Below are 17,909 nucleotides of genomic sequence, written 5' to 3' on the forward strand. Positions count from 1 at the left end.
TTTAAGGCCATACCTATGAGCGAGTTGTTGTCCTCAGTCAGTGATCACCTCCTGGCGCCCGGTGGCGTGACCATCGAAAGCTTGCAGACCGTACTCGGCGACTTGGCGGGGCCGGGCATCGACGCCGCCGACCTGTATTTCCAGGGCCAGATTTCCGAGTCCTGGGCCCTGGAAGACGGCATCGTCAAGGAAGGCAGTTTCAACCTCGACCAGGGTGTGGGCGTGCGCGCGCAATCCGGCGAGAAAACCGGTTTTGCCTACAGCAACGCAATCACCCTGGAAGCCTTGGGCCTGGCCGCGCGTGCTGCGCGTTCGATCTCCCGTGCCGGCCAAAATGGCACAGTGCAGGCGTTCAGCACTCAGGACGTGGCGCAACTGTACGCGCCCGATAACCCCCTGGAAGTGATCAGCCGTGCGGAAAAGGTCGAGCTGCTCAAGCGCATCGACGCCGCCACCCGTGCGCTGGACCCGCGTATCCAGCAGGTCACAGTGAGCATGGCCGGTGTGTGGGAGCGCATTTTGGTCGCGTCTACCGACGGCGGCCTGGCGGCGGATGTACGCCCGTTGGTGCGTTTCAATGTCAGCGTGATCGTCGAACAGAATGGTCGCCGCGAACGGGGTGGTCATGGCGGCGGCGGGCGTACCGACTACCGTTATTTCCTCACCGACGACCGTGCCATGGGTTACGCCCGTGAAGCGTTGCGCCAGGCGCTGGTCAATCTGGAAGCCATCCCGGCACCGGCGGGTACTTTGCCTGTGGTGCTGGGCTCGGGCTGGTCCGGCGTGCTGCTGCACGAAGCGGTCGGCCATGGTCTGGAAGGTGACTTCAACCGCAAGGGCAGTTCGGCCTACAGCGGGCGCATGGGCGAGATGGTCGCGTCCAAACTCTGCACTATCGTCGACGACGGCACCTTGGCTGGGCGCCGGGGCTCGCTGAGCGTCGACGACGAAGGCACCCCGACCGAGTGCACCACCCTGATCGAAAATGGTGTGCTCAAGGGCTACATGCAAGACAAGCTCAACGCCCGCCTGATGGGCGTGGCGCGCACGGGTAACGGCCGTCGCGAATCCTATGCGCACCTGCCGATGCCGCGCATGACCAATACCTACATGCTCGGTGGCGAAAGCGACCCGGCCGAGATCATCGCTTCGGTCAAGCGCGGCATCTACTGCGCCAACCTCGGGGGCGGCCAGGTGGATATCACCAGTGGCAAGTTCGTGTTCTCCACCAGCGAAGCGTACCTGATCGAAGACGGCAAGATCACCGCGCCGGTCAAAGGCGCAACGTTGATCGGTAATGGGCCGGAAGCCATGAGCAAGGTGTCGATGGTCGGTAACGACCTGTCGCTGGACAGCGGCGTGGGCACTTGCGGGAAGGACGGGCAGTCGGTGCCGGTGGGTGTCGGCCAGCCAACGCTGAAGATTGATGCGATCACCGTGGGTGGCACGGGCTCGTAAGAGGTGGAGCTTCGGGTGACGCAGAGCGCCACCCAGGGCAGAGGATCAACGCAGGCCGCGTTGAGTCTCGTCCAGCTCACGGATGTACTTGAAGATTTTACGGCTGGTCGCCGGCGCCTTGTTATGCGCCAGTTCGTGCTGGGCCTGACGGATCAGGGAGCGCAGTTGCTGGCGGTCCGCGTCCGGATAGTCCACCACAAATTTCTCCAGCACCGCGTCATCGCCCGAGATCAGGCGGTCACGCCAACGTTCCAGGTTATGGAAGCGTTCGTTGTACTGACGAGTGGAGGCATCGGTTTGATCGAGCAAGGTCAGAATGGCGTCGATGTCCTGATCGCGCATGAGTTTGCCGATAAACGAGATGTGCCGTTTACGCGCGATATTCGCGGTGTGCTTGGGCGCATCGGCCAGGGCACGACGCATTTCGTCGGTCAGTGGCAGTTTTGCAATCAAGTCTTTTTTGAGCGTTGTAAGGCGCTCGCCGAGGTCAACCAGAGCATGCAGCTCACGTTTGACCTGGGTTTTGCTTTTCTCCCCATCGAGGGAGTCGTCGTAAGAATCAACCATGGTGGCAGTCCGCAAAGAAACGCCGCCATGATAACCAGTCGGGGGCCGCTTGTCCGGCCCGGTCGCTCGATGGCCTTAACCGAAAGCAGAATTTGAGTGGAGAAAACCATGAGTGCAGCCCAAAGCGTCGGTCCGCAAGCGTTACCGGCACTGCAGGAACAAGTCGAGCAGATCCTTGCCGAGGCCAAGCGCCAGGGGGCCAGTGCCTGTGAAGTGGCGGTGTCGCTGGAGCAGGGGCTGTCGACGTCGGTGCGCCAGCGGGAAGTGGAGACCGTTGAGTTCAACCGCGACCAAGGCTTTGGTATCACCTTGTATGTCGGGCAGCGCAAAGGTTCGGCGAGTACGTCTGCCAGCGGGCCGGAAGCCATTCGCGAGACGGTGGCGGCTGCGCTGGCAATCGCCAAGCACACCTCTGAAGACGAAAGCTCAGGCCTGGCCGACAAGGCGCTGATGGCCAAGGACTTGCAGGATTTCGATCTGTTTCATGCCTGGGACATCACACCCGAGCAGGCCATCGAAAAGGCATTGATCTGCGAAGCCGCCGCGTTCGACGCCGATGCCCGCATCAAGAACGCGGATGGCACCACGTTGAGCACGCACCAGGGTTGCCGCGTGTATGGCAACAGCCATGGTTTTATTGGGGGTTATGCGTCCACCCGTCATAGCTTGAGCTGCGTGATGATCGCCGAAGCCGATGGCCAGATGCAGCGTGATTACTGGTACGACGTGAGCCGCCAGGGTGAGTTGCTGGCGGACCCGGTCAGCATTGGTCTGCGCGCCGCGCAGCGTGCGGCGAGCCGTCTGGGCGCACGCCCGGTACCGACCTGTGAAGTGCCGGTGCTGTTTTCGGCAGAACTGGCCGGTGGGTTGTTTGGCAGTTTCCTGGGGGCGATTTCCGGTGGCAACTTGTACCGCAAGTCCTCGTTCCTGGAGGGGGCGATTGGCCAGAAGCTGTTCCCGGAGTGGCTGACCATCGACGAGCGTCCGCACTTGATGCGCGCCATGGGCAGTACGTCATTCGACGGTGATGGCCTGGCGACGTATGCCAAGCCATTCGTCGAAAAAGGCGAATTGGTGTCTTATGTACTGGGCACGTACGCCGGTCGCAAACTGGGCCTGCCAAGCACCGCCAACTCCGGTGGTGTACACAACCTGTTCGTCACCCACGGCGATGAAGACCAGGCGGCGCTGCTGCGGCGCATGGGCCGTGGCTTGCTGGTGACCGAGTTGATGGGTCATGGCCTGAACATGGTCACCGGTGATTACTCCCGCGGCGCGGCGGGTTTCTGGGTGGAAAATGGCGAGATCCAGTTTGCCGTCCAGGAGGTGACCATCGCCGGTAATATGCGCGACATGTTCAAGCAGATCGTCGCCGTGGGTAATGATCTGGAACTGCGCAGCAACATTCGCACAGGTTCGGTGTTGATCGAGCGGATGACTGTCGCCGGTAGCTGATCTTTCCGACGTTTTACGCAAAAAAGGCGCGCCACCCATTGGGTGGCGCGCCTTTTTTTGTGGGCGTTTTGCAGGCGGATCAATTTGCAGCTATTGTTTTGATTCTCAATATCATTTAATAATAAATATCATTACCGAATGAGCGTGGATCATGAGTTCTGTCCTGCATGAGGATCCTTACCTGGAGAGCTGGCGCTGGATGAGTCGCCAGATTCGCTGCGGCCTTGACCCCAACGAGCCGCGCCTGATCGAACACTACCTCAATGAGGGGCGATACCTGGCGTGCTGCACCGCGACCCATCCGTGGACGATCGCAGAAACCTCATTCCGCCTGCTGCTCGATACCGCCAGCGACATCGCGCTGCCTTGGCATTGGCGCTCCATGTGCCTGGATCAAGCCTGGCGCCCGCTGCGCGACCTGGAAAAACTCTCTCACTGCGCCTGCCGCCTCAAGCGCTGGCAGTCTTTTGCGTGGCGATTGGCGACCTGCGAATTGCTGCCGTCTATTTCTCACTCCGACCTGGTGCAAGGATCTAACGATGAGTAACACCCGTATCGAACGCGACAGCATGGGCGAACTGCAAGTGCCGGCCGAGGCCTTGTACGGTGCGCAAACCCAGCGCGCGGTGAACAACTTCCCGATCAGTCACCAACGCATGCCGGCGCAATTCATCCGAGCCCTGATTCTGGCCAAGGCCGCCGCCGCCAAGGTCAACGTCGACCTCAAGCAAATCAGTGAAGGGCAGGGCAAAGCCATCGTCGACGCCGCCCGAGGCTTGCTGGAAGGCGACTTCATGCAGCACTTCCCGGTGGATATCTTCCAGACCGGCTCCGGCACCAGCTCCAACATGAACGCCAACGAAGTGATTGCCACCCTGGCAACCCGCTTGCTCGGCGAGTCGGTCAACCCCAACGACCACGTGAACTGCGGCCAGAGCAGCAACGACATCATCCCGACCACCATCCACGTCAGTGCCGCGCTGGTCCTGCATGAGCAAACTCTCCCGGCCCTGCTGCACCTGGTGCAGGTGATTGAGCAGAAGGCCGAAGAGGTTCACCCGTTCATCAAAACTGGTCGTACCCACCTGATGGACGCCATGCCGGTGCGCATGAGTCAGGTGCTCAATGGCTGGGCGCAGCAGCTCAAGGCCAATATCGGGCATTTGCAGGACCTTCTGCCGAGCTTGCAGGCGTTGGCCCAGGGCGGCACTGCGGTAGGTACCGGCATCAACGCGCACCCTGAATTCGCGGCACGTTTCAGCCAGCAACTGAGCAGCCTGACCGGCGTTAAATTCACGCCCGGCAAGAACCTGTTCGCCCTGATTGGCTCCCAAGACACCGCCGTCGCAGTCTCCGGCCAGTTGAAAGCCACTGCTGTGTCGCTGATGAAAATCGCCAACGACCTGCGCTGGATGAACTCCGGCCCGCTCGCCGGCCTGGGTGAAATCGAGCTGGAAGGCTTGCAGCCTGGCTCGTCGATCATGCCTGGCAAGGTCAATCCGGTGATCCCCGAGGCAACCGCGATGGTTGCCGCTCAGGTCATCGGTAATGACACGGTGATCACCGTCGCCGGTCAATCGGGCAACTTCGAGTTGAACGTGATGCTGCCGATCATTGCGCAGAACCTGCTCAGCAGTCTCGAATTGCTGGCCAATTCCAGCCGTTTGCTGGCGGACAAGGCCATCGCCAGCTTCAAGGTCAATGAAGCCAAGCTCAAGGAAGCGCTGTCGCGCAACCCGATCCTGGTGACGGCACTTAACCCGATCATCGGCTACCAAAAGGCTGCTGAAATCGCCAAGAAGGCCTATCAGCAAGGCCGTCCGGTGATTGATGTCGCCCTTGAGCACACCGACTTGCCACGTAGCCAACTGGAGATCCTGCTGGATCCGGAAAAGCTCACGGCCGGCGGCGTGTAATAAACGACCCTGCTTTGGAGGCTCACCATGGAGCACTGGAAACGCACGATCGAACGGGCCAATCGCTGCTTTATGGCGGGCGAATTGGTTGACGCTCGCGAGGCTTACTTGCAAGCCCTTGCCCTGGCCCAAGTATTGTTCGAACGCTGGGCGGATGCCGACGAAGCAGTGGCGGCCTGCGTCATTTCCCATCACAACCTGGCGGACCTGCATCTGCGGCTGAACCAGCCCGAGGAGAGCGCCGAATACCTCTGCGCCATCCACCAGCGCCTGCTGCAAACCATGCAGGACCCGCGTCTGAACCCGCAATTGCGCGAAGCGGCGCTGCGCCAGAGCAGCAAGACCTACGTCGAGCTATTGAATTTCATCAGCGATCACGGCGAATACCCTCGCACCCATCGCCTGTTGGGTGGCGCTGCGGCGCAACCCACCACTCCTCAATATGGAGCACATTGATATGACCTACACCTTGCCTGCCTTGCCTTACGCTTACGACGCTCTGGAACCGCATATCGATGCGCAAACCATGGAAATTCACTACACCAAGCACCACCAAACCTACATTAACAACCTCAACGCTGCCGTCGAGGGCACCGAGTTCGCCGGCTGGCCGGTCGAGAAGCTGGTTTCCAGTGTGCAGCAACTGCCGGAAAAACTGCGTGCAGCGGTGATCAATCAGGGCGGTGGTCATGCCAACCACTCGCTGTTCTGGGCGGTGATGTCGCCCAAAGGCGGTGGCAAGCCCGAAGGCGCACTGGGTAAAGCCATCGAGGAGCAATTGGGCGGTTTTGATAGCTTCAAAGAGGCGTTTACCAAAGCTGCACTGACCCGTTTCGGCAGCGGCTGGGCCTGGCTGAGTGTCACCCCACAAAAGACGCTGGTGGTGGAAAGCAGCGGTAACCAGGACAGCCCGCTGATGGGTGGCAACACGCCGATCCTCGGCCTGGACGTGTGGGAACACGCCTACTACCTGCTTTACCAGAACCGCCGCCCGGAATACATCAATGCCTTCTACAGTGTCATCAACTGGCCGGAAGTCGCTGCACGCTATCAGGCCGCCGTGGCCTGACATTCACCTTCATAACAAGATCTAAGGCCGACTATGGGCACTGAAACACTGGCGATCTGCAGCGGGCGAATGTTTCGTTATGCGTTTGGCTCGTTGTTGCTGTTGGCAGGTACTGCATTGCTGGTGGCCCATGGGCTGGCCTGGCTGAACCTGGAACCACGGATTCTGCGTGCGCTTCAGGGTGGATCTATCTGCGCTCTCGGTACGGCGCTCGGCGCGGTACCGGTGCTGGTCATTCGGAGGATGCCGGTGGCGTTGAGCGATACGCTGCTGGGCTTCGGGGCTGGGGTCATGCTCGCGGCGACAGCGTTTTCGCTGATCGTGCCGGGTATTGCTGCGGCTGAAAGCCTGGGGCTTTCGCCCTGGGGCGCCAGTGGATTGATCAGCTTTGGCATCATGTTGGGTGCTTTCGGGCTGTATCTGGTGGACCGCAAGGTCTCCGGTGCCAGTCCGGAAATGCTGGTGGGCACGCCGGAAAAGCCGGTGATTCCGCCACGTATCTGGCTGTTCGTGTTTGCCATCATCGCCCACAACATCCCGGAAGGTATGGCGGTCGGCGTCTCGGCGGGCGGCGGCATGCCGGATGCCGACAGCCTGGCCATGGGCATTGCCTTGCAGGACGTGCCCGAAGGGCTGGTGATTGCGTTGGTGTTGGCCGGGGCCGGGATGTCGCGGGTCAAGGCGTTCCTGATCGGTGCGGCGTCAGGCCTGGTCGAGCCGGTATTTGCCGTGCTCTGCGCTTGGTTGGTGAGCCTGGCCGAGGTGCTATTGCCGTTGGGGCTGGCCCTGGCCGCTGGTGCGATGCTACTGGTGGTGACCCACGAGGTCATTCCCGAATCGCGGCGCAATGGTCACGAAAAGCTCGCCAGTTTGGGGTTGTGCATCGGATTCTGCTTGATGATGGTGATGGACACCGCCTTGGGGTAAACCGCTCCCTTGTAGGAGCCGGCTTGCCGGCGATCGGTCGCGAGTCTTGCGCGGGATGGAAGGACGCCATCGCCGGCAAGCCGGGCTCCTACAGGGGGTTATCCGCCTTCGTCGAAGAAGTTATTGATCAGCGCCACCAGTGCGGCCATCGCTTCGTCTTCCTGCTCGCCTTCCGTCTTCAAGTGAATCTTGGTGCCCTTGCCCGCTGCCAACATCATCATGGCCATGATGCTTTTGCCGTCGACCATGGATTCCGGCGTACGACCCGCGCGGATTTGGCAGGGAAACTGCCCGGCTACGCCCACGAATTTGGCCGAGGCGCGGGCGTGCAGGCCCAGTTTGTTGATGATTTCAATTTCCAGAGCGGGCATCGCGAAGGTGTTCCTTTCAGCTAAGGTCGCGGTGGCGGACCTGGACGTTCTTGAGGGTTTTTTGCAGGACCTGGCCCAGGCGCTCGGTCAGGTAGACGGAGCGGTGGTGCCCGCCGGTGCAGCCGATGGCAATGGTGACATAGGCGCGGTTGCTTGCGGCAAAACGCGGCAGCCATTTGAGCAGGTAACTGGAGATGTCATGGAACATCTCTTCCACATCCGGTTGTGCGGCCAAGTAATCGGCCACGGGCTGATCCAGCCCGGACTGTTCGCGCAGCTCCGGCTTCCAATAAGGATTGGGCAGGCAACGCACGTCGAACACCAGGTCGGCGTCCACCGGCATGCCGCGCTTGAACCCAAACGACTCCACCAGAAACGCCGTACCCGGCTCCGGCTGGTTCAGCAGGCGCAGCTTGATGGCATCGCGCAACTGGTACAGGTTGAGGCTGGTGGTGTTGATCTTGAGGTCGGCGAGGTCAATGATCGGCCCCAGCAGCTTGGTTTCGTCTTCGATGGCTTCGGCCAGGGAGCGGTGAGGGCTGCTGAGGGGGTGGCGCCGGCGGGTTTCCGAGAATCGCTTGAGCAGCGTCTCTTCGTCGGCATCCAGGTAGAGCACGTCGCAATGAATGTGCTTGGCCCGCACTTCCTCGAGCAATTGCGGGAAACGCTCAAGGTGGCTGGGCAGGTTGCGGGCGTCAATCGAGACAGCGACCAGCGGTTGCGCCAGTTCGGTGTGGATCAACGCGCGTTCCGCCAGTTCCGGCAGCAGGCCGGCGGGCAGGTTGTCGATGCAATAGAAACCGTTATCCTCAAGTACGTTGAGGGCGGTGCTTTTACCCGAGCCGGAGCGGCCGCTGACGATGATCAAGCGCATGATTAATGCCCGTTCTGTTCATCCAGGACAACCTGGTACAGCGCCTCGCTGTTGCTGGCGCTGCGCAGTTTGTCGCGTACTTCCTTGCGGTCGAGCATGCTGGCGATCTGCCGGAGCAGTTCCAGATGCGCATCGGTGGCGGCTTCCGGGACCAGCAGCACGAACAGCAGGTCGACCGGGGCGCCGTCGATGGCATCGAAATCGATGGGATGGTCCAAGTGCAGCAGTGCGCTGACGGGTTTCTCGCAGCCTTTGAGGCGGCAGTGAGGAATCGCGATGCCGTTACCAAAACCGGTCGAGCCAAGTTTTTCACGGGCAATCAATGCCTCGTACACAGCTTGCGTGTCCAGTTCGGACACTTCTCGGCCGATCAGGTTGGCAATTTGTTCGAGGGCGCGCTTTTTACTGCCGCCCGGCACGTTCACGAGGGAACGGCCGGGGGTCAGGATGGTTTCAAGTCGGATCATGGGGGGAGAGTTAACGACCTGTACCTTGCATCAGGTGCAGATTCTTTTCCTTATGCTTTATGAGTTGGCGGTCCAGCTTGTCGTAGAGCGAGTCGATCGCCGCGTACATGTCTTCATGCTCCGCATTGGCGACGAGCTTTGCATTCGGTACGTGCAGGGTGGCCTCGATTTTCTGCTTGAGCTTATCGACCTCCATGATGACCTGCACGTTGGTGATCTTGTCAAAATGCCCTGCCAGCTTGTTCAGCTTGCTTTCGGTGTATTCGCGCAGGGGTTTGGTGACTTCCAGCTGGTGTCCACTGATGTTGACTTGCATACAGCTTCTCCTTCGTTGCCAGTGCATAAAGCGGTGGGCAGGAATACCCACCACTGGAACGCTGTGGCCCGCCCGTCACATCAAACGCTTACGCTCGCTGGAAGGCGCGATCCCGAGGGACTCGCGGTACTTGGCGACGGTTCGACGGGCGACCTGAATGCCTTGTGCCTCCAGTAAACCAGCGATCTTACTGTCACTCAATGGCTTTTTCTGATTTTCCGCGGCAACCAGTTTTTTGATGATCGCGCGGATCGCCGTGGACGAGCATTCACCGCCTTCGGAGGTGCTGACGTGGCTGGAGAAAAAGTATTTCAGTTCATAAATACCCCGTGGGGTATGCATGAATTTTTGCGTAGTAACCCGTGAAATCGTCGATTCATGCATGCCGACCGCTTCGGCGATGTCATGCAGCACCAGCGGTTTCATCGCTTCGTCGCCGTATTCCAGGAAGCCGCGCTGGTGCTCGACAATCTGGGTGGCCACTTTCATCAGGGTTTCGTTGCGGCTTTGCAGGCTCTTGATGAACCAGCGGGCCTCCTGCAACTGGTTGCGCATGAAGGTGTTATCGGCACTGGTATCGGCGCGGCGTACGAAACCGGCGTATTGCGGGTTGACGCGCAGGCGTGGCACCGATTCCTGGTTCAGTTCAACCAGCCAGCGCTCGTTGTCCTTGCGCACGATCACGTCAGGCACCACGTATTCGGCTTCGCTGGACTCGATTTGCGAACCCGGGCGCGGGTTGAGGCTCTGTACCAGCTCGATGACCTGGCGTAGGTCGTCTTCCTTGAGCTTCATACGGCGCATCAACTGGCTGTAGTCGCGACTGCCCAGCAGGTCGATGTAATCGGTGACCAGGCGCTGGGCCTCTGCGAGCCAGGGGGTTTTGGCCGGTAGTTGGCGCAGTTGCAGCAGCAGGCATTCACTCAGGGTGCGTGCGCCGATCCCGGCAGGCTCGAATTGCTGGATGCGGTGCAGGACGGCTTCGATCTCGTCCAGCTCGATGTCCAGTTCCGGGTCGAAGGCTTCAAGAATCTCTTCGAGCGTCTCGTCTAGATAACCCTGGTTGTTGATGCAGTCGATCAGGGTCACGGCGATCAGGCGGTCGGTGTCCGACATCGGCGCCAGGTTCAGTTGCCACAGCAGGTGGCTCTGCAGGCTTTCACCGGCGGAGGTGCGGGTGGTGAAGTCCCACTCGTCATCGTCATTGCTGGGCAGGCTGCTGGCGCTGGTCTGGTAGACGTCTTCCCAGGCCGTGTCGACGGGAAGTTCGTTGGGGATGCGTTCGTTCCATTCGCCTTCCTCAAGGTTATCCACCGTAGGGGCGGTTTCCTGATAGGAGGGTTCCTGCACGTCGGAATTGGGTTTTTGCTCGATGTTATCGGCCAGCGGGTCTGCGTTATCGAAGTCGTCGCCTTCTTCCTGGCGTTCGAGCATCGGATTGGACTCCAGGGCCTCCTGGATTTCCTGTTGCAGGTCCAGGGTCGACAATTGGAGCAGGCGGATGGCCTGTTGCAGCTGCGGTGTCATCGTCAGCTGCTGGCCCATTCTCAGGACTAGCGATGGTTTCATGGCAGGGGCTTAACACCTTATTCGCCGGCGCAATGCGCCATCCACGACAGGGCGCGTGAGCGCCAAACATAAGCAAATTATATGCCTGATGTCGGGTGCTTTGCCTAGAGCGCGGTAACAATAAAAATCCGGAGGTTTTCATTGACTCCCGCGCACCTCGGCAAACGGCCGTGACACCACGGTGTTTACAGGCGGAACTCGTGACCCAGGTACACTTCCTTGACCAGTTCGTTGGCCAGGATGGTGGCGGAATCGCCTTCGGCGATCAGCTGGCCATCGTTGACGATATACGCGGTTTCGCAGATGTCGAGGGTTTCACGGACGTTGTGGTCAGTGATCAGCACGCCAATGCCCTTGGCCTTGAGGTGATGGATGATCTGCTTGATGTCGCCGACCGAGATCGGGTCGACGCCGGCAAACGGTTCGTCCAACAGGATGAACTTGGGTGCAGTGGCCAGCGCGCGGGCGATTTCCACGCGACGACGCTCACCACCGGACAGGCTCATGCCGAGGTTGTCGCGGATGTGGTTGATGTGGAATTCCTGCAGCAGGCTTTCCAGCTCCTTGCGACGGCCGTCACGGTCGAGTTCCTTGCGGGTCTCGAGGATCGCCATGATGTTATCGGCGACCGACAGTTTGCGGAAGATCGACGCCTCCTGCGGGAGATAGCCGATACCGGCGCGCGCACGACCATGCATTGGCTGGTGGCTCACGTCCAGGTCGTCGATCAGGACGCGACCCTGATCCGCTTGGACCAGGCCGACAATCATGTAGAAGCAGGTGGTCTTGCCGGCGCCATTCGGGCCGAGCAAGCCGACGATCTGGCCGCTGTCGATCGACAGGCTGACGTCGCGCACGACCTGACGGCTTTTGTAGGCCTTGGCCAGATGCTGGGCTTTCAGGGTTGCCATTACTCGGCCTTCTTCTTCGGCTGGATAACCATGTCGATGCGTGGGCGAGGTGCGGTGACCTTGCTGCCATTGGCACGACCGGCATTAGCGATCTGTTTCACGGTGTCGTAGGTGATTTTCTCACCTTCCGTGGAGTTGCCATCGGGGCTGAGCACCTTGGCCTGGTCGATTAGTACGATGCGGTTCTGCTGGGCGTGATACTGGATGGTCTTGCCGAAGCCCTTCATCTTGCCGGTATCGGTCGCCGACTGCTGCTGTTCGAAGTATGCCAAGTTGCCCACCGACGTCACCACGTCGATATCGCCGTCCTTGGTGCGCGTAAGCGTCACCGTATTGCCGGTGATCTTCATCGAACCCTGGATGATGATCACGCCGCCGGTATAGGTCGCGACGCCTTGTTTGTCATCCAGCTGCGCATCGTCAGCCTGGATGTGGATCGGTTGCTGGCTATCGTTCGGCAGAGCCCAGGCGCTCACGCTTCCCAGTGCTGCGCCCAGACCGAGCAAAATAGGGAGAGTTTTAACGAGCCTCATACTGTCCTCTTACGTTCGATAGCAGGTGTATCCTGCTTTCTTTCAAATACGCTTTCATTCCCTTGCCAGTCGATACACCGCCAGCGCCGTCGATTCTAACGTCTTGCTCGGTCTGCGCATATTGCTTCTGCGGGAATACGGTCATGCGACTGCTGGTAATCACGGTCTCACGATTTTTATCGTCGGTGCGCGCAACGCGCACCGAGTCGATCAGTTCCACCTCGGTACCGTCCGGGTTGACCTCGCCACGCTTGCTGGTGACGTGCCACGGGAACTCGGTACCGCGGTAGATGTTCATGTCCGGGTTGGTCAGTAGCGTGATTTCGCTGGCCTTCACGTGCTCGACCTTGTCCGAGGTCATCTCGTACTGCACCTTGCCGTCGGGCAGGAACTGCACGCTCTTGGCATTGATGGCGTAATAGTCGATAGCACCCTCGTCAACCTGCGCGGCAGGCTGGTCGAGAAAGCGCTCCGGGCTGATATTCCAGTAGCCTACCGCCAGGAACAGCGCGGCAATGACCCCGAATAACAGGAAGTTGCGAATCTTTTTGCTCAGCATAAAACGCTCTATAAGTAGGCGGCGTGGGCCGCTTCAAGGCTGCCCTGGGCACGCAGGATCAGCTCGCAGAACTCGCGGGCGGCACCTTCACCGCCACGGGCGGTGGTGATGCCATGGGCGTGCTCGCGAACAAACGCCGCCGCATTGGCGACGGCCATGCCCAGGCCTACTCGACGGATCACCGGCAGGTCTGGCAGGTCATCGCCCAGGTAGGCGACCTGCTCATAGCTTAGGTTGAGTAGGCCAAGAAGCTCGTCCAGAACCACCAGTTTATCCTCACGGCCCTGATACAGGTGAGGAATCCCCAGGTTTTGTGCGCGGCGTTCCACAACCGGCGTTTTCCGGCCGCTGATAATCGCCGTTTGCACGCCCGACGCCATCAACATCTTGATGCCCTGGCCGTCGAGGGTGTTGAACGTCTTGAATTCGCTGCCGTCTTCGAGGAAGTACAGGCGGCCATCGGTCAGCACACCATCCACGTCGAAAATCGCCAATTTGATGGTTTTACCGCGTTGCAACAGGTCGCTGGTCATTTACATCACTCCCGCACGCAGCAAGTCGTGCATGTTCAGGGCGCCGATCGGGTGGTCATTGGCATCGACTACCACCAGCGCGCCGATCTTGTGGTCTTCCATGATTTTCAAGGCTTCGGCTGCCAGCATCTCGGGGCGGGCGGTCTTGCCGTGAGGGGTCATCACCGCATCGATGGTAGCCGTGTGGATATCTATGGTGCGGTCCAAGGTGCGACGCAAGTCGCCGTCGGTGAAGACCCCGGCCAGGCGGCCGTCGGCTTCCAGGATCACGGTCATGCCGAGGCCTTTGCGGGTCATTTCCATCAGCGCGTCCTTCAATAAGGTGCCGCGCTGGACGTGGGGCAACTCATCACCGGAATGCATGACGTTTTCCACTTTCAACAGCAGGCGACGGCCCAAGGCGCCACCTGGATGGGAAAACGCGAAGTCTTCAGCGGTAAATCCACGGGCTTCCAGCAACGCCACGGCCAGGGCGTCGCCCATGACCAGTGCGGCGGTGGTGGAGGAGGTCGGTGCCAGGTTCAACGGGCAGGCTTCGTGGGCCACGTGAACATTCAGGTTCACTTCGGCGGCCTTGGCCAGTGTCGAATCCGGGTTGCCGGTGAGGCTGATCATCTGGATGCCCAGGCGCTTGATCAGCGGCAGCAGGGTCACGATTTCGTTGGTGGTGCCGGAGTTGGACAGCGCCAGGATGATGTCATCCTTGGTGATCATGCCCATGTCGCCGTGGCTGGCTTCGGCCGGGTGCACGAAAAATGCCGTGGTCCCAGTGCTGGCCAGGGTGGCGGCGATTTTGTTGCCGACGTGGCCCGACTTGCCCATGCCGACCACGACAACGCGGCCCTTGCTGGCCAGAATCATCTCGCAGGCGCGTACGAAATCTGCGTCGATATGCGCCAGCAAGCCTTCTACGGCTTCAAGCTCGAGGCGGATGGTGCGTTGTGCGGATTGAATAAGGTCGCTGGATTGGCTCATGTCTGAAATCGTATAGCCTGACGAAAAGTCGGCGATTATAGCGGTAATGATCAATTCCCTCACGCAAGTTCGTCAGGGTTTGTTCGCAATGCACCTGAGATTCATCCTGAGTAACGACTTTTCCCTGTCCCCAATCTGAACAAGCGCTGTTCCGGCCTTGGGCGCCTTGTACCAGCAGTGATATAGTTCGCCGCCAGTTCGGTCCGCCCAGCCCACGTGCCAACTATTGCACAACGGTTGCAAACGTTTGTCACAAGCGTGGTGTCTGAGTGAGAGGCTGCATCCCAAGGAGTTTAGATGAGTGCCGATAACGCCTACGCGGTCGAGCTGAAGGGACTGACCTTCAAGCGCGGGACGCGCAGCATCTTCAATAACGTTGATATCCGCATCCCGCGCGGCAAGGTCACGGGCATCATGGGGCCTTCCGGTTGCGGCAAGACCACCCTGTTGCGCCTGATGGGCATGCAATTGCGTCCCAGCGCCGGCGAAGTGTGGGTCAATGGCCAGAACCTGCCGACGCTGTCGCGCAGTGATCTGTTCGATGCGCGCAAGCATATGGGTGTGCTGTTCCAGAGCGGTGCACTGTTCACCGACCTCGATGTGTTCGAGAACGTGGCCTTTCCGCTCCGGGTGCATACCCAGCTGTCCGATGAAATGATTCGTGACATCGTGTTGCTGAAACTGCAGGCCGTAGGCCTTCGTGGTGCCATCGACCTGATGCCTGACGAGCTGTCCGGCGGCATGAAGCGCCGTGTGGCCCTGGCGCGCGCCATTGCCCTCGACCCGCAGATTCTCATGTATGACGAGCCCTTCGTCGGCCAGGACCCCATCGCCATGGGCGTGCTGGTGCGCTTGATCCGCTTGCTCAATGATGCGCTGGGCATCACCAGTATTGTGGTTTCCCACGATCTTGCAGAAACCGCGAGCATTGCCGATTACCTCTATGTTGTTGGCGATGGCCAGGTGCTGGGTCAGGGCACGCCTGAAGAGCTGATGAACGCCGATAACCCGCGCATTCGCCAATTCATGACCGGCGATCCCGATGGTCCGGTGCCTTTTCATTTTCCGGCAGCGGATTACCGCTCAGATCTTCTGGGGAAGCGCTGATGCGCAAGACATCTCTCATCGAGAAGGTTCGCCTTTTCGGCCGCTCGGGTATCGACATTGTCGAAGTGCTCGGCCGTTCGACGATTTTCCTGTTCCACGCCCTGCTCGGTCGCGGCGGCATTGGCGGCGGCTTTGGCCTGCTGATCAAGCAGCTGCATTCGGTAGGTGTAATGTCCCTGGTGATCATTGTGGTCTCCGGTGTGTTCATCGGCATGGTGCTCGCGTTGCAGGGCTTCAATATTCTTTCCAGCTACGGTTCGGAGCAGGCGGTGGGGCAGATGGTTGCCCTGACGCTGTTGCGTGAGCTGGGGCCGGTGGTGACCGCCTTGCTGTTCGCCGGGCGTGCGGGTTCGGCGCTGACTGCTGAAATCGGCAACATGAAGTCCACCGAGCAACTGTCCAGCCTTGAAATGATCGGCGTGGACCCGCTCAAGTACATTGTTGCCCCGCGCCTGTGGGCCGGTTTCATTTCCCTGCCACTGCTGGCGATGATCTTCAGCGTGGTGGGTATCTGGGGCGGTTCGTGGGTGGCGGTGGACTGGCTGGGTGTCTACGACGGTTCCTACTGGGCCAACATGCAAAACAGCGTGACCTTCAGCGGTGACGTGCTCAACGGCATCATAAAGAGCATCGTCTTCGCCTTTGTAGTGACCTGGATCGCCGTATTCCAAGGCTATGACTGTGAGCCCACTTCAGAAGGGATCAGTCGCGCCACCACCAAGACCGTTGTGTACGCCTCGCTGGCGGTACTGGGCCTTGACTTCATTTTGACCGCCTTGATGTTTGGAGATTTCTGATGCAAAACCGCACTGTGGAAATCGGTGTCGGCCTTTTCTTGCTGGCTGGCATCCTGGCTTTACTGTTGTTGGCCCTGCGAGTCAGTGGCCTGTCGGCCAGCCCCACCGCCGATACTTATAAACTTTACGCGTACTTCGACAATATCGCCGGTTTGACTGTCAGAGCTAAAGTGACCATGGCCGGTGTGACCATCGGCAAGGTCACGGCAATCGATCTGGACCGCGACAGCTTCACCGGGCGAGTGACCATGCAACTGGACAAGAAGGTAGATAATCTGCCGACCGACTCCACTGCATCTATCCTCACTGCGGGTCTGCTGGGCGAAAAATACATCGGTGTCAGCGTGGGTGGGGAAACAGCCCTGCTCAAGGATGGCTCGACAATCCACGACACACAGTCGTCGCTGGTGCTTGAAGACCTGATCGGTAAATTCCTGCTTAATACGGTCAATAAAGACGCCAAATGAGGAATCTGTTCATGATCTCTACCTTGCGACGTGGCCTGCTGGTGTTGTTGGCAGCGCTGCCGCTGATGGCTAACGCTGCAGGTTCTGCGCACGATCTGGTGCAGGACACGACCAGCAAGATGCTGGCTGACCTGACTGCCAATAAAGAGCAGTACAAGCAAGATCCGAGTAAGTTCTACGACGCACTCAACACCATTGTCGGCCCAGTCGTCGATGCAGAGGGCATTTCCCGCAGCATCATGACGGTCAAGTATTCGCGCAAGGCGACCCCGGCGCAGATGCAGACCTTCCAGGAAAACTTCAAGCGTGGCCTGTTTCAGTTCTATGGCAACGCACTGCTTGAGTACAACAACCAGGGCATTACCGTCGCTCCAGCCGGTGACGAGTCCGGTGATCGCACCAGCGTCAACATGAGTGTCAAGGGCAACAACGGTGCCGTCTACCCGGTGCAGTACACCCTGGAGAAGGTCAACGGCGAGTGGAAGTTGCGTAACGTGATCATCAATGGCATCAACATCGGCAAGCTGTTCCGTGACCAGTTCGCCGATGCCATGCAGCGCAATGGCAACGACCTGGACAAAACCATTAATGGTTGGGCCGGCGAAGTCGCCAAGGCCAAGGAAACGTCCGATAAAGAAGCCGGGAAGCCTGCACAATGACTGAAGCGGCTGTTCGTCTAGGCGATGCCGGCGAGCTGTTCATCAGCGGCGTGCTGGATTACCGCACCGGGCCTGACCTGCGCAAGCAGGGCCAGGCCCTGATCAAGACCAGCTCCGCGCCCGCGCTGGTGCTGGATTGTTCGGCAGTGACCAAGTCCAGCAGCGTCGGTTTGTCGTTGCTGCTGTGCTTCATGCGCGATGCCGAAGCGGCCAAAAAGCCGGTCAGCATCCGTGCAATGCCCGAAGACATGCGTGAAATCGCCGAAGTTTCCGGGCTGACCGAGTTGCTGGCCCATCCTTAATACACATTATTAAAGAGGCCCCCCGTCAGAGTCCTGCTATGCGGGGTTCGCAGGCGCGGGGCTTTTTTGTATGATGT

General features: G+C 59.7%; 23 protein-coding genes. 12 read left to right on the forward strand and 11 right to left on the reverse strand.

The features are described 5' to 3' along the window. Positions 1 to 15 precede the first annotated feature (15 nt). Positions 16 to 1,458 (forward strand): metalloprotease TldD, encoded by a 1,443-nt coding sequence (gene tldD, locus HX868_RS07220; protein ID WP_010213129.1) that lies wholly within the window; start codon positions 16 to 18, stop codon positions 1,456 to 1,458. Between the two features lie 45 nt (positions 1,459 to 1,503). Here the strand turns inward: tldD and yjgA are convergent, their stop codons facing one another. Beyond that, positions 1,504 to 2,025: a ribosome biogenesis factor YjgA gene (gene yjgA, locus HX868_RS07225; protein WP_033899348.1), complete on the reverse strand. Its 522-nt coding sequence runs from the start codon at positions 2,023 to 2,025 to the stop codon at positions 1,504 to 1,506. A 108-nt stretch (positions 2,026 to 2,133) separates the two neighbouring features. Here yjgA and pmbA point away from each other — a divergent pair, with 108 nt between their 5' ends. From pmbA to HX868_RS07255, 6 genes are all read left to right on the forward strand, one after another. Further along, positions 2,134 to 3,480, forward strand: a complete 1,347-nt coding sequence (pmbA, locus tag HX868_RS07230; protein WP_177002404.1) for a metalloprotease PmbA — start codon at positions 2,134 to 2,136, stop codon at positions 3,478 to 3,480. Between the two features lie 151 nt (positions 3,481 to 3,631). Continuing rightward, entirely contained in the window at positions 3,632 to 4,027 is a 396-nt protein-coding gene (locus tag HX868_RS07235; RefSeq protein WP_095014717.1) for a FagA protein, read from the forward strand. Beyond that, positions 4,020 to 5,396 (forward strand): class II fumarate hydratase, encoded by a 1,377-nt coding sequence (locus HX868_RS07240; protein ID WP_177002405.1) that lies wholly within the window; start codon positions 4,020 to 4,022, stop codon positions 5,394 to 5,396. Before HX868_RS07235 ends, HX868_RS07240 begins: the two co-directional genes overlap by 8 nt. Positions 5,397 to 5,423: 27 nt before the next feature. Then, positions 5,424 to 5,852: a hypothetical protein gene (locus HX868_RS07245; protein ID WP_095014719.1), complete on the forward strand. Its 429-nt coding sequence runs from the start codon at positions 5,424 to 5,426 to the stop codon at positions 5,850 to 5,852. Between the two features lies 1 nt (position 5,853). Further along, positions 5,854 to 6,465: a superoxide dismutase gene (locus HX868_RS07250; protein ID WP_016976209.1), complete on the forward strand. Its 612-nt coding sequence runs from the start codon at positions 5,854 to 5,856 to the stop codon at positions 6,463 to 6,465. A 33-nt stretch (positions 6,466 to 6,498) separates the two neighbouring features. Further along, complete coding sequence (locus HX868_RS07255) at positions 6,499 to 7,392, forward strand: ZIP family metal transporter (protein ID WP_177002406.1); 894 nt, start codon at positions 6,499 to 6,501, stop codon at positions 7,390 to 7,392. Between the two features lie 98 nt (positions 7,393 to 7,490). Here HX868_RS07255 and HX868_RS07260 read toward each other — a convergent pair whose 3' ends face one another. The 10 genes from HX868_RS07260 to HX868_RS07305 form a co-directional block, all read right to left on the reverse strand. Beyond that, positions 7,491 to 7,763: an HPr family phosphocarrier protein gene (locus tag HX868_RS07260; RefSeq protein WP_177002407.1), complete on the reverse strand. Its 273-nt coding sequence runs from the start codon at positions 7,761 to 7,763 to the stop codon at positions 7,491 to 7,493. A 16-nt stretch (positions 7,764 to 7,779) separates the two neighbouring features. Then, a complete protein-coding gene (rapZ, locus tag HX868_RS07265) occupies positions 7,780 to 8,637 on the reverse strand; it encodes an RNase adapter RapZ (RefSeq protein ID WP_016976207.1) in 858 nt (285 codons plus the stop codon). A 2-nt stretch (positions 8,638 to 8,639) separates the two neighbouring features. Next, entirely contained in the window at positions 8,640 to 9,104 is a 465-nt protein-coding gene (ptsN, locus tag HX868_RS07270) for a PTS IIA-like nitrogen regulatory protein PtsN (protein ID WP_177002408.1), read from the reverse strand. A 10-nt stretch (positions 9,105 to 9,114) separates the two neighbouring features. Beyond that, the gene (hpf, locus tag HX868_RS07275) at positions 9,115 to 9,420 is read right to left on the reverse strand and encodes a ribosome hibernation-promoting factor, HPF/YfiA family (RefSeq protein ID WP_003171804.1); all 306 of its coding nucleotides are present in this window, start codon (positions 9,418 to 9,420) and stop codon (positions 9,115 to 9,117) included. Positions 9,421 to 9,495: 75 nt separating this feature from the next. Beyond that, on the reverse strand, positions 9,496 to 10,989 hold the full coding sequence (locus HX868_RS07280; protein ID WP_016974289.1) for an RNA polymerase factor sigma-54: 1,494 nt from the start codon (positions 10,987 to 10,989) through the stop codon (positions 9,496 to 9,498). 185 nt (positions 10,990 to 11,174) lie between these two features. After that, positions 11,175 to 11,900 (reverse strand): LPS export ABC transporter ATP-binding protein, encoded by a 726-nt coding sequence (gene lptB / locus HX868_RS07285; RefSeq protein ID WP_003171806.1) that lies wholly within the window; start codon positions 11,898 to 11,900, stop codon positions 11,175 to 11,177. Beyond that, complete coding sequence (gene lptA, locus HX868_RS07290; RefSeq protein WP_177002409.1) at positions 11,900 to 12,433, reverse strand: lipopolysaccharide transport periplasmic protein LptA; 534 nt, start codon at positions 12,431 to 12,433, stop codon at positions 11,900 to 11,902. The genes lptB and lptA overlap by 1 nt, the downstream gene beginning before the upstream one ends. Then, a complete protein-coding gene (lptC, locus tag HX868_RS07295) occupies positions 12,420 to 12,992 on the reverse strand; it encodes an LPS export ABC transporter periplasmic protein LptC (protein ID WP_016976204.1) in 573 nt (190 codons plus the stop codon). Before lptC ends, lptA begins: the two co-directional genes overlap by 14 nt. A gap of 8 nt (positions 12,993 to 13,000) precedes the next feature. After that, positions 13,001 to 13,525, reverse strand: coding sequence for a KdsC family phosphatase (locus tag HX868_RS07300; protein WP_177002410.1), 525 nt, complete (start codon positions 13,523 to 13,525; stop codon positions 13,001 to 13,003). Further along, positions 13,526 to 14,500: a KpsF/GutQ family sugar-phosphate isomerase gene (locus tag HX868_RS07305; RefSeq protein WP_016976203.1), complete on the reverse strand. Its 975-nt coding sequence runs from the start codon at positions 14,498 to 14,500 to the stop codon at positions 13,526 to 13,528. 297 nt (positions 14,501 to 14,797) lie between these two features. Between HX868_RS07305 and HX868_RS07310 the strand changes: the two genes are divergently transcribed. From HX868_RS07310 to HX868_RS07330, 5 genes are read left to right on the forward strand one after another with little or no spacing between them, the layout of a single operon-like run. Further along, the gene (locus tag HX868_RS07310; RefSeq protein ID WP_003171811.1) at positions 14,798 to 15,607 is read left to right on the forward strand and encodes an ATP-binding cassette domain-containing protein; all 810 of its coding nucleotides are present in this window, start codon (positions 14,798 to 14,800) and stop codon (positions 15,605 to 15,607) included. Continuing rightward, on the forward strand, positions 15,607 to 16,404 hold the full coding sequence (gene mlaE / locus HX868_RS07315) for a lipid asymmetry maintenance ABC transporter permease subunit MlaE (RefSeq protein WP_010213107.1): 798 nt from the start codon (positions 15,607 to 15,609) through the stop codon (positions 16,402 to 16,404). The genes HX868_RS07310 and mlaE overlap by 1 nt, the downstream gene beginning before the upstream one ends. Continuing rightward, on the forward strand, positions 16,404 to 16,871 hold the full coding sequence (gene mlaD / locus HX868_RS07320; protein WP_003171814.1) for an outer membrane lipid asymmetry maintenance protein MlaD: 468 nt from the start codon (positions 16,404 to 16,406) through the stop codon (positions 16,869 to 16,871). Before mlaE ends, mlaD begins: the two co-directional genes overlap by 1 nt. A gap of 11 nt (positions 16,872 to 16,882) precedes the next feature. Further along, on the forward strand, positions 16,883 to 17,530 hold the full coding sequence (locus tag HX868_RS07325; RefSeq protein ID WP_016976201.1) for an MlaC/ttg2D family ABC transporter substrate-binding protein: 648 nt from the start codon (positions 16,883 to 16,885) through the stop codon (positions 17,528 to 17,530). Continuing rightward, on the forward strand, positions 17,527 to 17,832 hold the full coding sequence (locus HX868_RS07330; protein WP_177002411.1) for an STAS domain-containing protein: 306 nt from the start codon (positions 17,527 to 17,529) through the stop codon (positions 17,830 to 17,832). The genes HX868_RS07325 and HX868_RS07330 overlap by 4 nt, the downstream gene beginning before the upstream one ends. The last annotated feature ends 77 nt before the right edge of the window (positions 17,833 to 17,909 follow it).

This window comes from Pseudomonas reactans (assembly GCF_013385825.1).
GTDB lineage: Bacteria > Pseudomonadota > Gammaproteobacteria > Pseudomonadales > Pseudomonadaceae > Aquipseudomonas > Aquipseudomonas reactans.

Coding starts and splice junctions, on each gene's coding strand:
- tldD (WP_010213129.1), top strand. CDS start 16: ATGAGCGAGTTGTTGTCCTCAGTCAGTGATCACCTCCTGGCGCCCGGT.
- yjgA (WP_033899348.1), bottom strand. CDS start 2,025: ATGGTTGATTCTTACGACGACTCCCTCGATGGGGAGAAAAGCAAAACC.
- pmbA (WP_177002404.1), top strand. CDS start 2,134: ATGAGTGCAGCCCAAAGCGTCGGTCCGCAAGCGTTACCGGCACTGCAG.
- HX868_RS07235 (WP_095014717.1), top strand. CDS start 3,632: ATGAGTTCTGTCCTGCATGAGGATCCTTACCTGGAGAGCTGGCGCTGG.
- HX868_RS07240 (WP_177002405.1), top strand. CDS start 4,020: ATGAGTAACACCCGTATCGAACGCGACAGCATGGGCGAACTGCAAGTG.
- HX868_RS07245 (WP_095014719.1), top strand. CDS start 5,424: ATGGAGCACTGGAAACGCACGATCGAACGGGCCAATCGCTGCTTTATG.
- HX868_RS07250 (WP_016976209.1), top strand. CDS start 5,854: ATGACCTACACCTTGCCTGCCTTGCCTTACGCTTACGACGCTCTGGAA.
- HX868_RS07255 (WP_177002406.1), top strand. CDS start 6,499: ATGGGCACTGAAACACTGGCGATCTGCAGCGGGCGAATGTTTCGTTAT.
- HX868_RS07260 (WP_177002407.1), bottom strand. CDS start 7,763: ATGCCCGCTCTGGAAATTGAAATCATCAACAAACTGGGCCTGCACGCC.
- rapZ (WP_016976207.1), bottom strand. CDS start 8,637: ATGCGCTTGATCATCGTCAGCGGCCGCTCCGGCTCGGGTAAAAGCACC.
- ptsN (WP_177002408.1), bottom strand. CDS start 9,104: ATGATCCGACTTGAAACCATCCTGACCCCCGGCCGTTCCCTCGTGAAC.
- hpf (WP_003171804.1), bottom strand. CDS start 9,420: ATGCAAGTCAACATCAGTGGACACCAGCTGGAAGTCACCAAACCCCTG.
- HX868_RS07280 (WP_016974289.1), bottom strand. CDS start 10,989: ATGAAACCATCGCTAGTCCTGAGAATGGGCCAGCAGCTGACGATGACA.
- lptB (WP_003171806.1), bottom strand. CDS start 11,900: ATGGCAACCCTGAAAGCCCAGCATCTGGCCAAGGCCTACAAAAGCCGT.
- lptA (WP_177002409.1), bottom strand. CDS start 12,433: ATGAGGCTCGTTAAAACTCTCCCTATTTTGCTCGGTCTGGGCGCAGCA.
- lptC (WP_016976204.1), bottom strand. CDS start 12,992: ATGCTGAGCAAAAAGATTCGCAACTTCCTGTTATTCGGGGTCATTGCC.
- HX868_RS07300 (WP_177002410.1), bottom strand. CDS start 13,525: ATGACCAGCGACCTGTTGCAACGCGGTAAAACCATCAAATTGGCGATT.
- HX868_RS07305 (WP_016976203.1), bottom strand. CDS start 14,500: ATGAGCCAATCCAGCGACCTTATTCAATCCGCACAACGCACCATCCGC.
- HX868_RS07310 (WP_003171811.1), top strand. CDS start 14,798: ATGAGTGCCGATAACGCCTACGCGGTCGAGCTGAAGGGACTGACCTTC.
- mlaE (WP_010213107.1), top strand. CDS start 15,607: ATGCGCAAGACATCTCTCATCGAGAAGGTTCGCCTTTTCGGCCGCTCG.
- mlaD (WP_003171814.1), top strand. CDS start 16,404: ATGCAAAACCGCACTGTGGAAATCGGTGTCGGCCTTTTCTTGCTGGCT.
- HX868_RS07325 (WP_016976201.1), top strand. CDS start 16,883: ATGATCTCTACCTTGCGACGTGGCCTGCTGGTGTTGTTGGCAGCGCTG.
- HX868_RS07330 (WP_177002411.1), top strand. CDS start 17,527: ATGACTGAAGCGGCTGTTCGTCTAGGCGATGCCGGCGAGCTGTTCATC.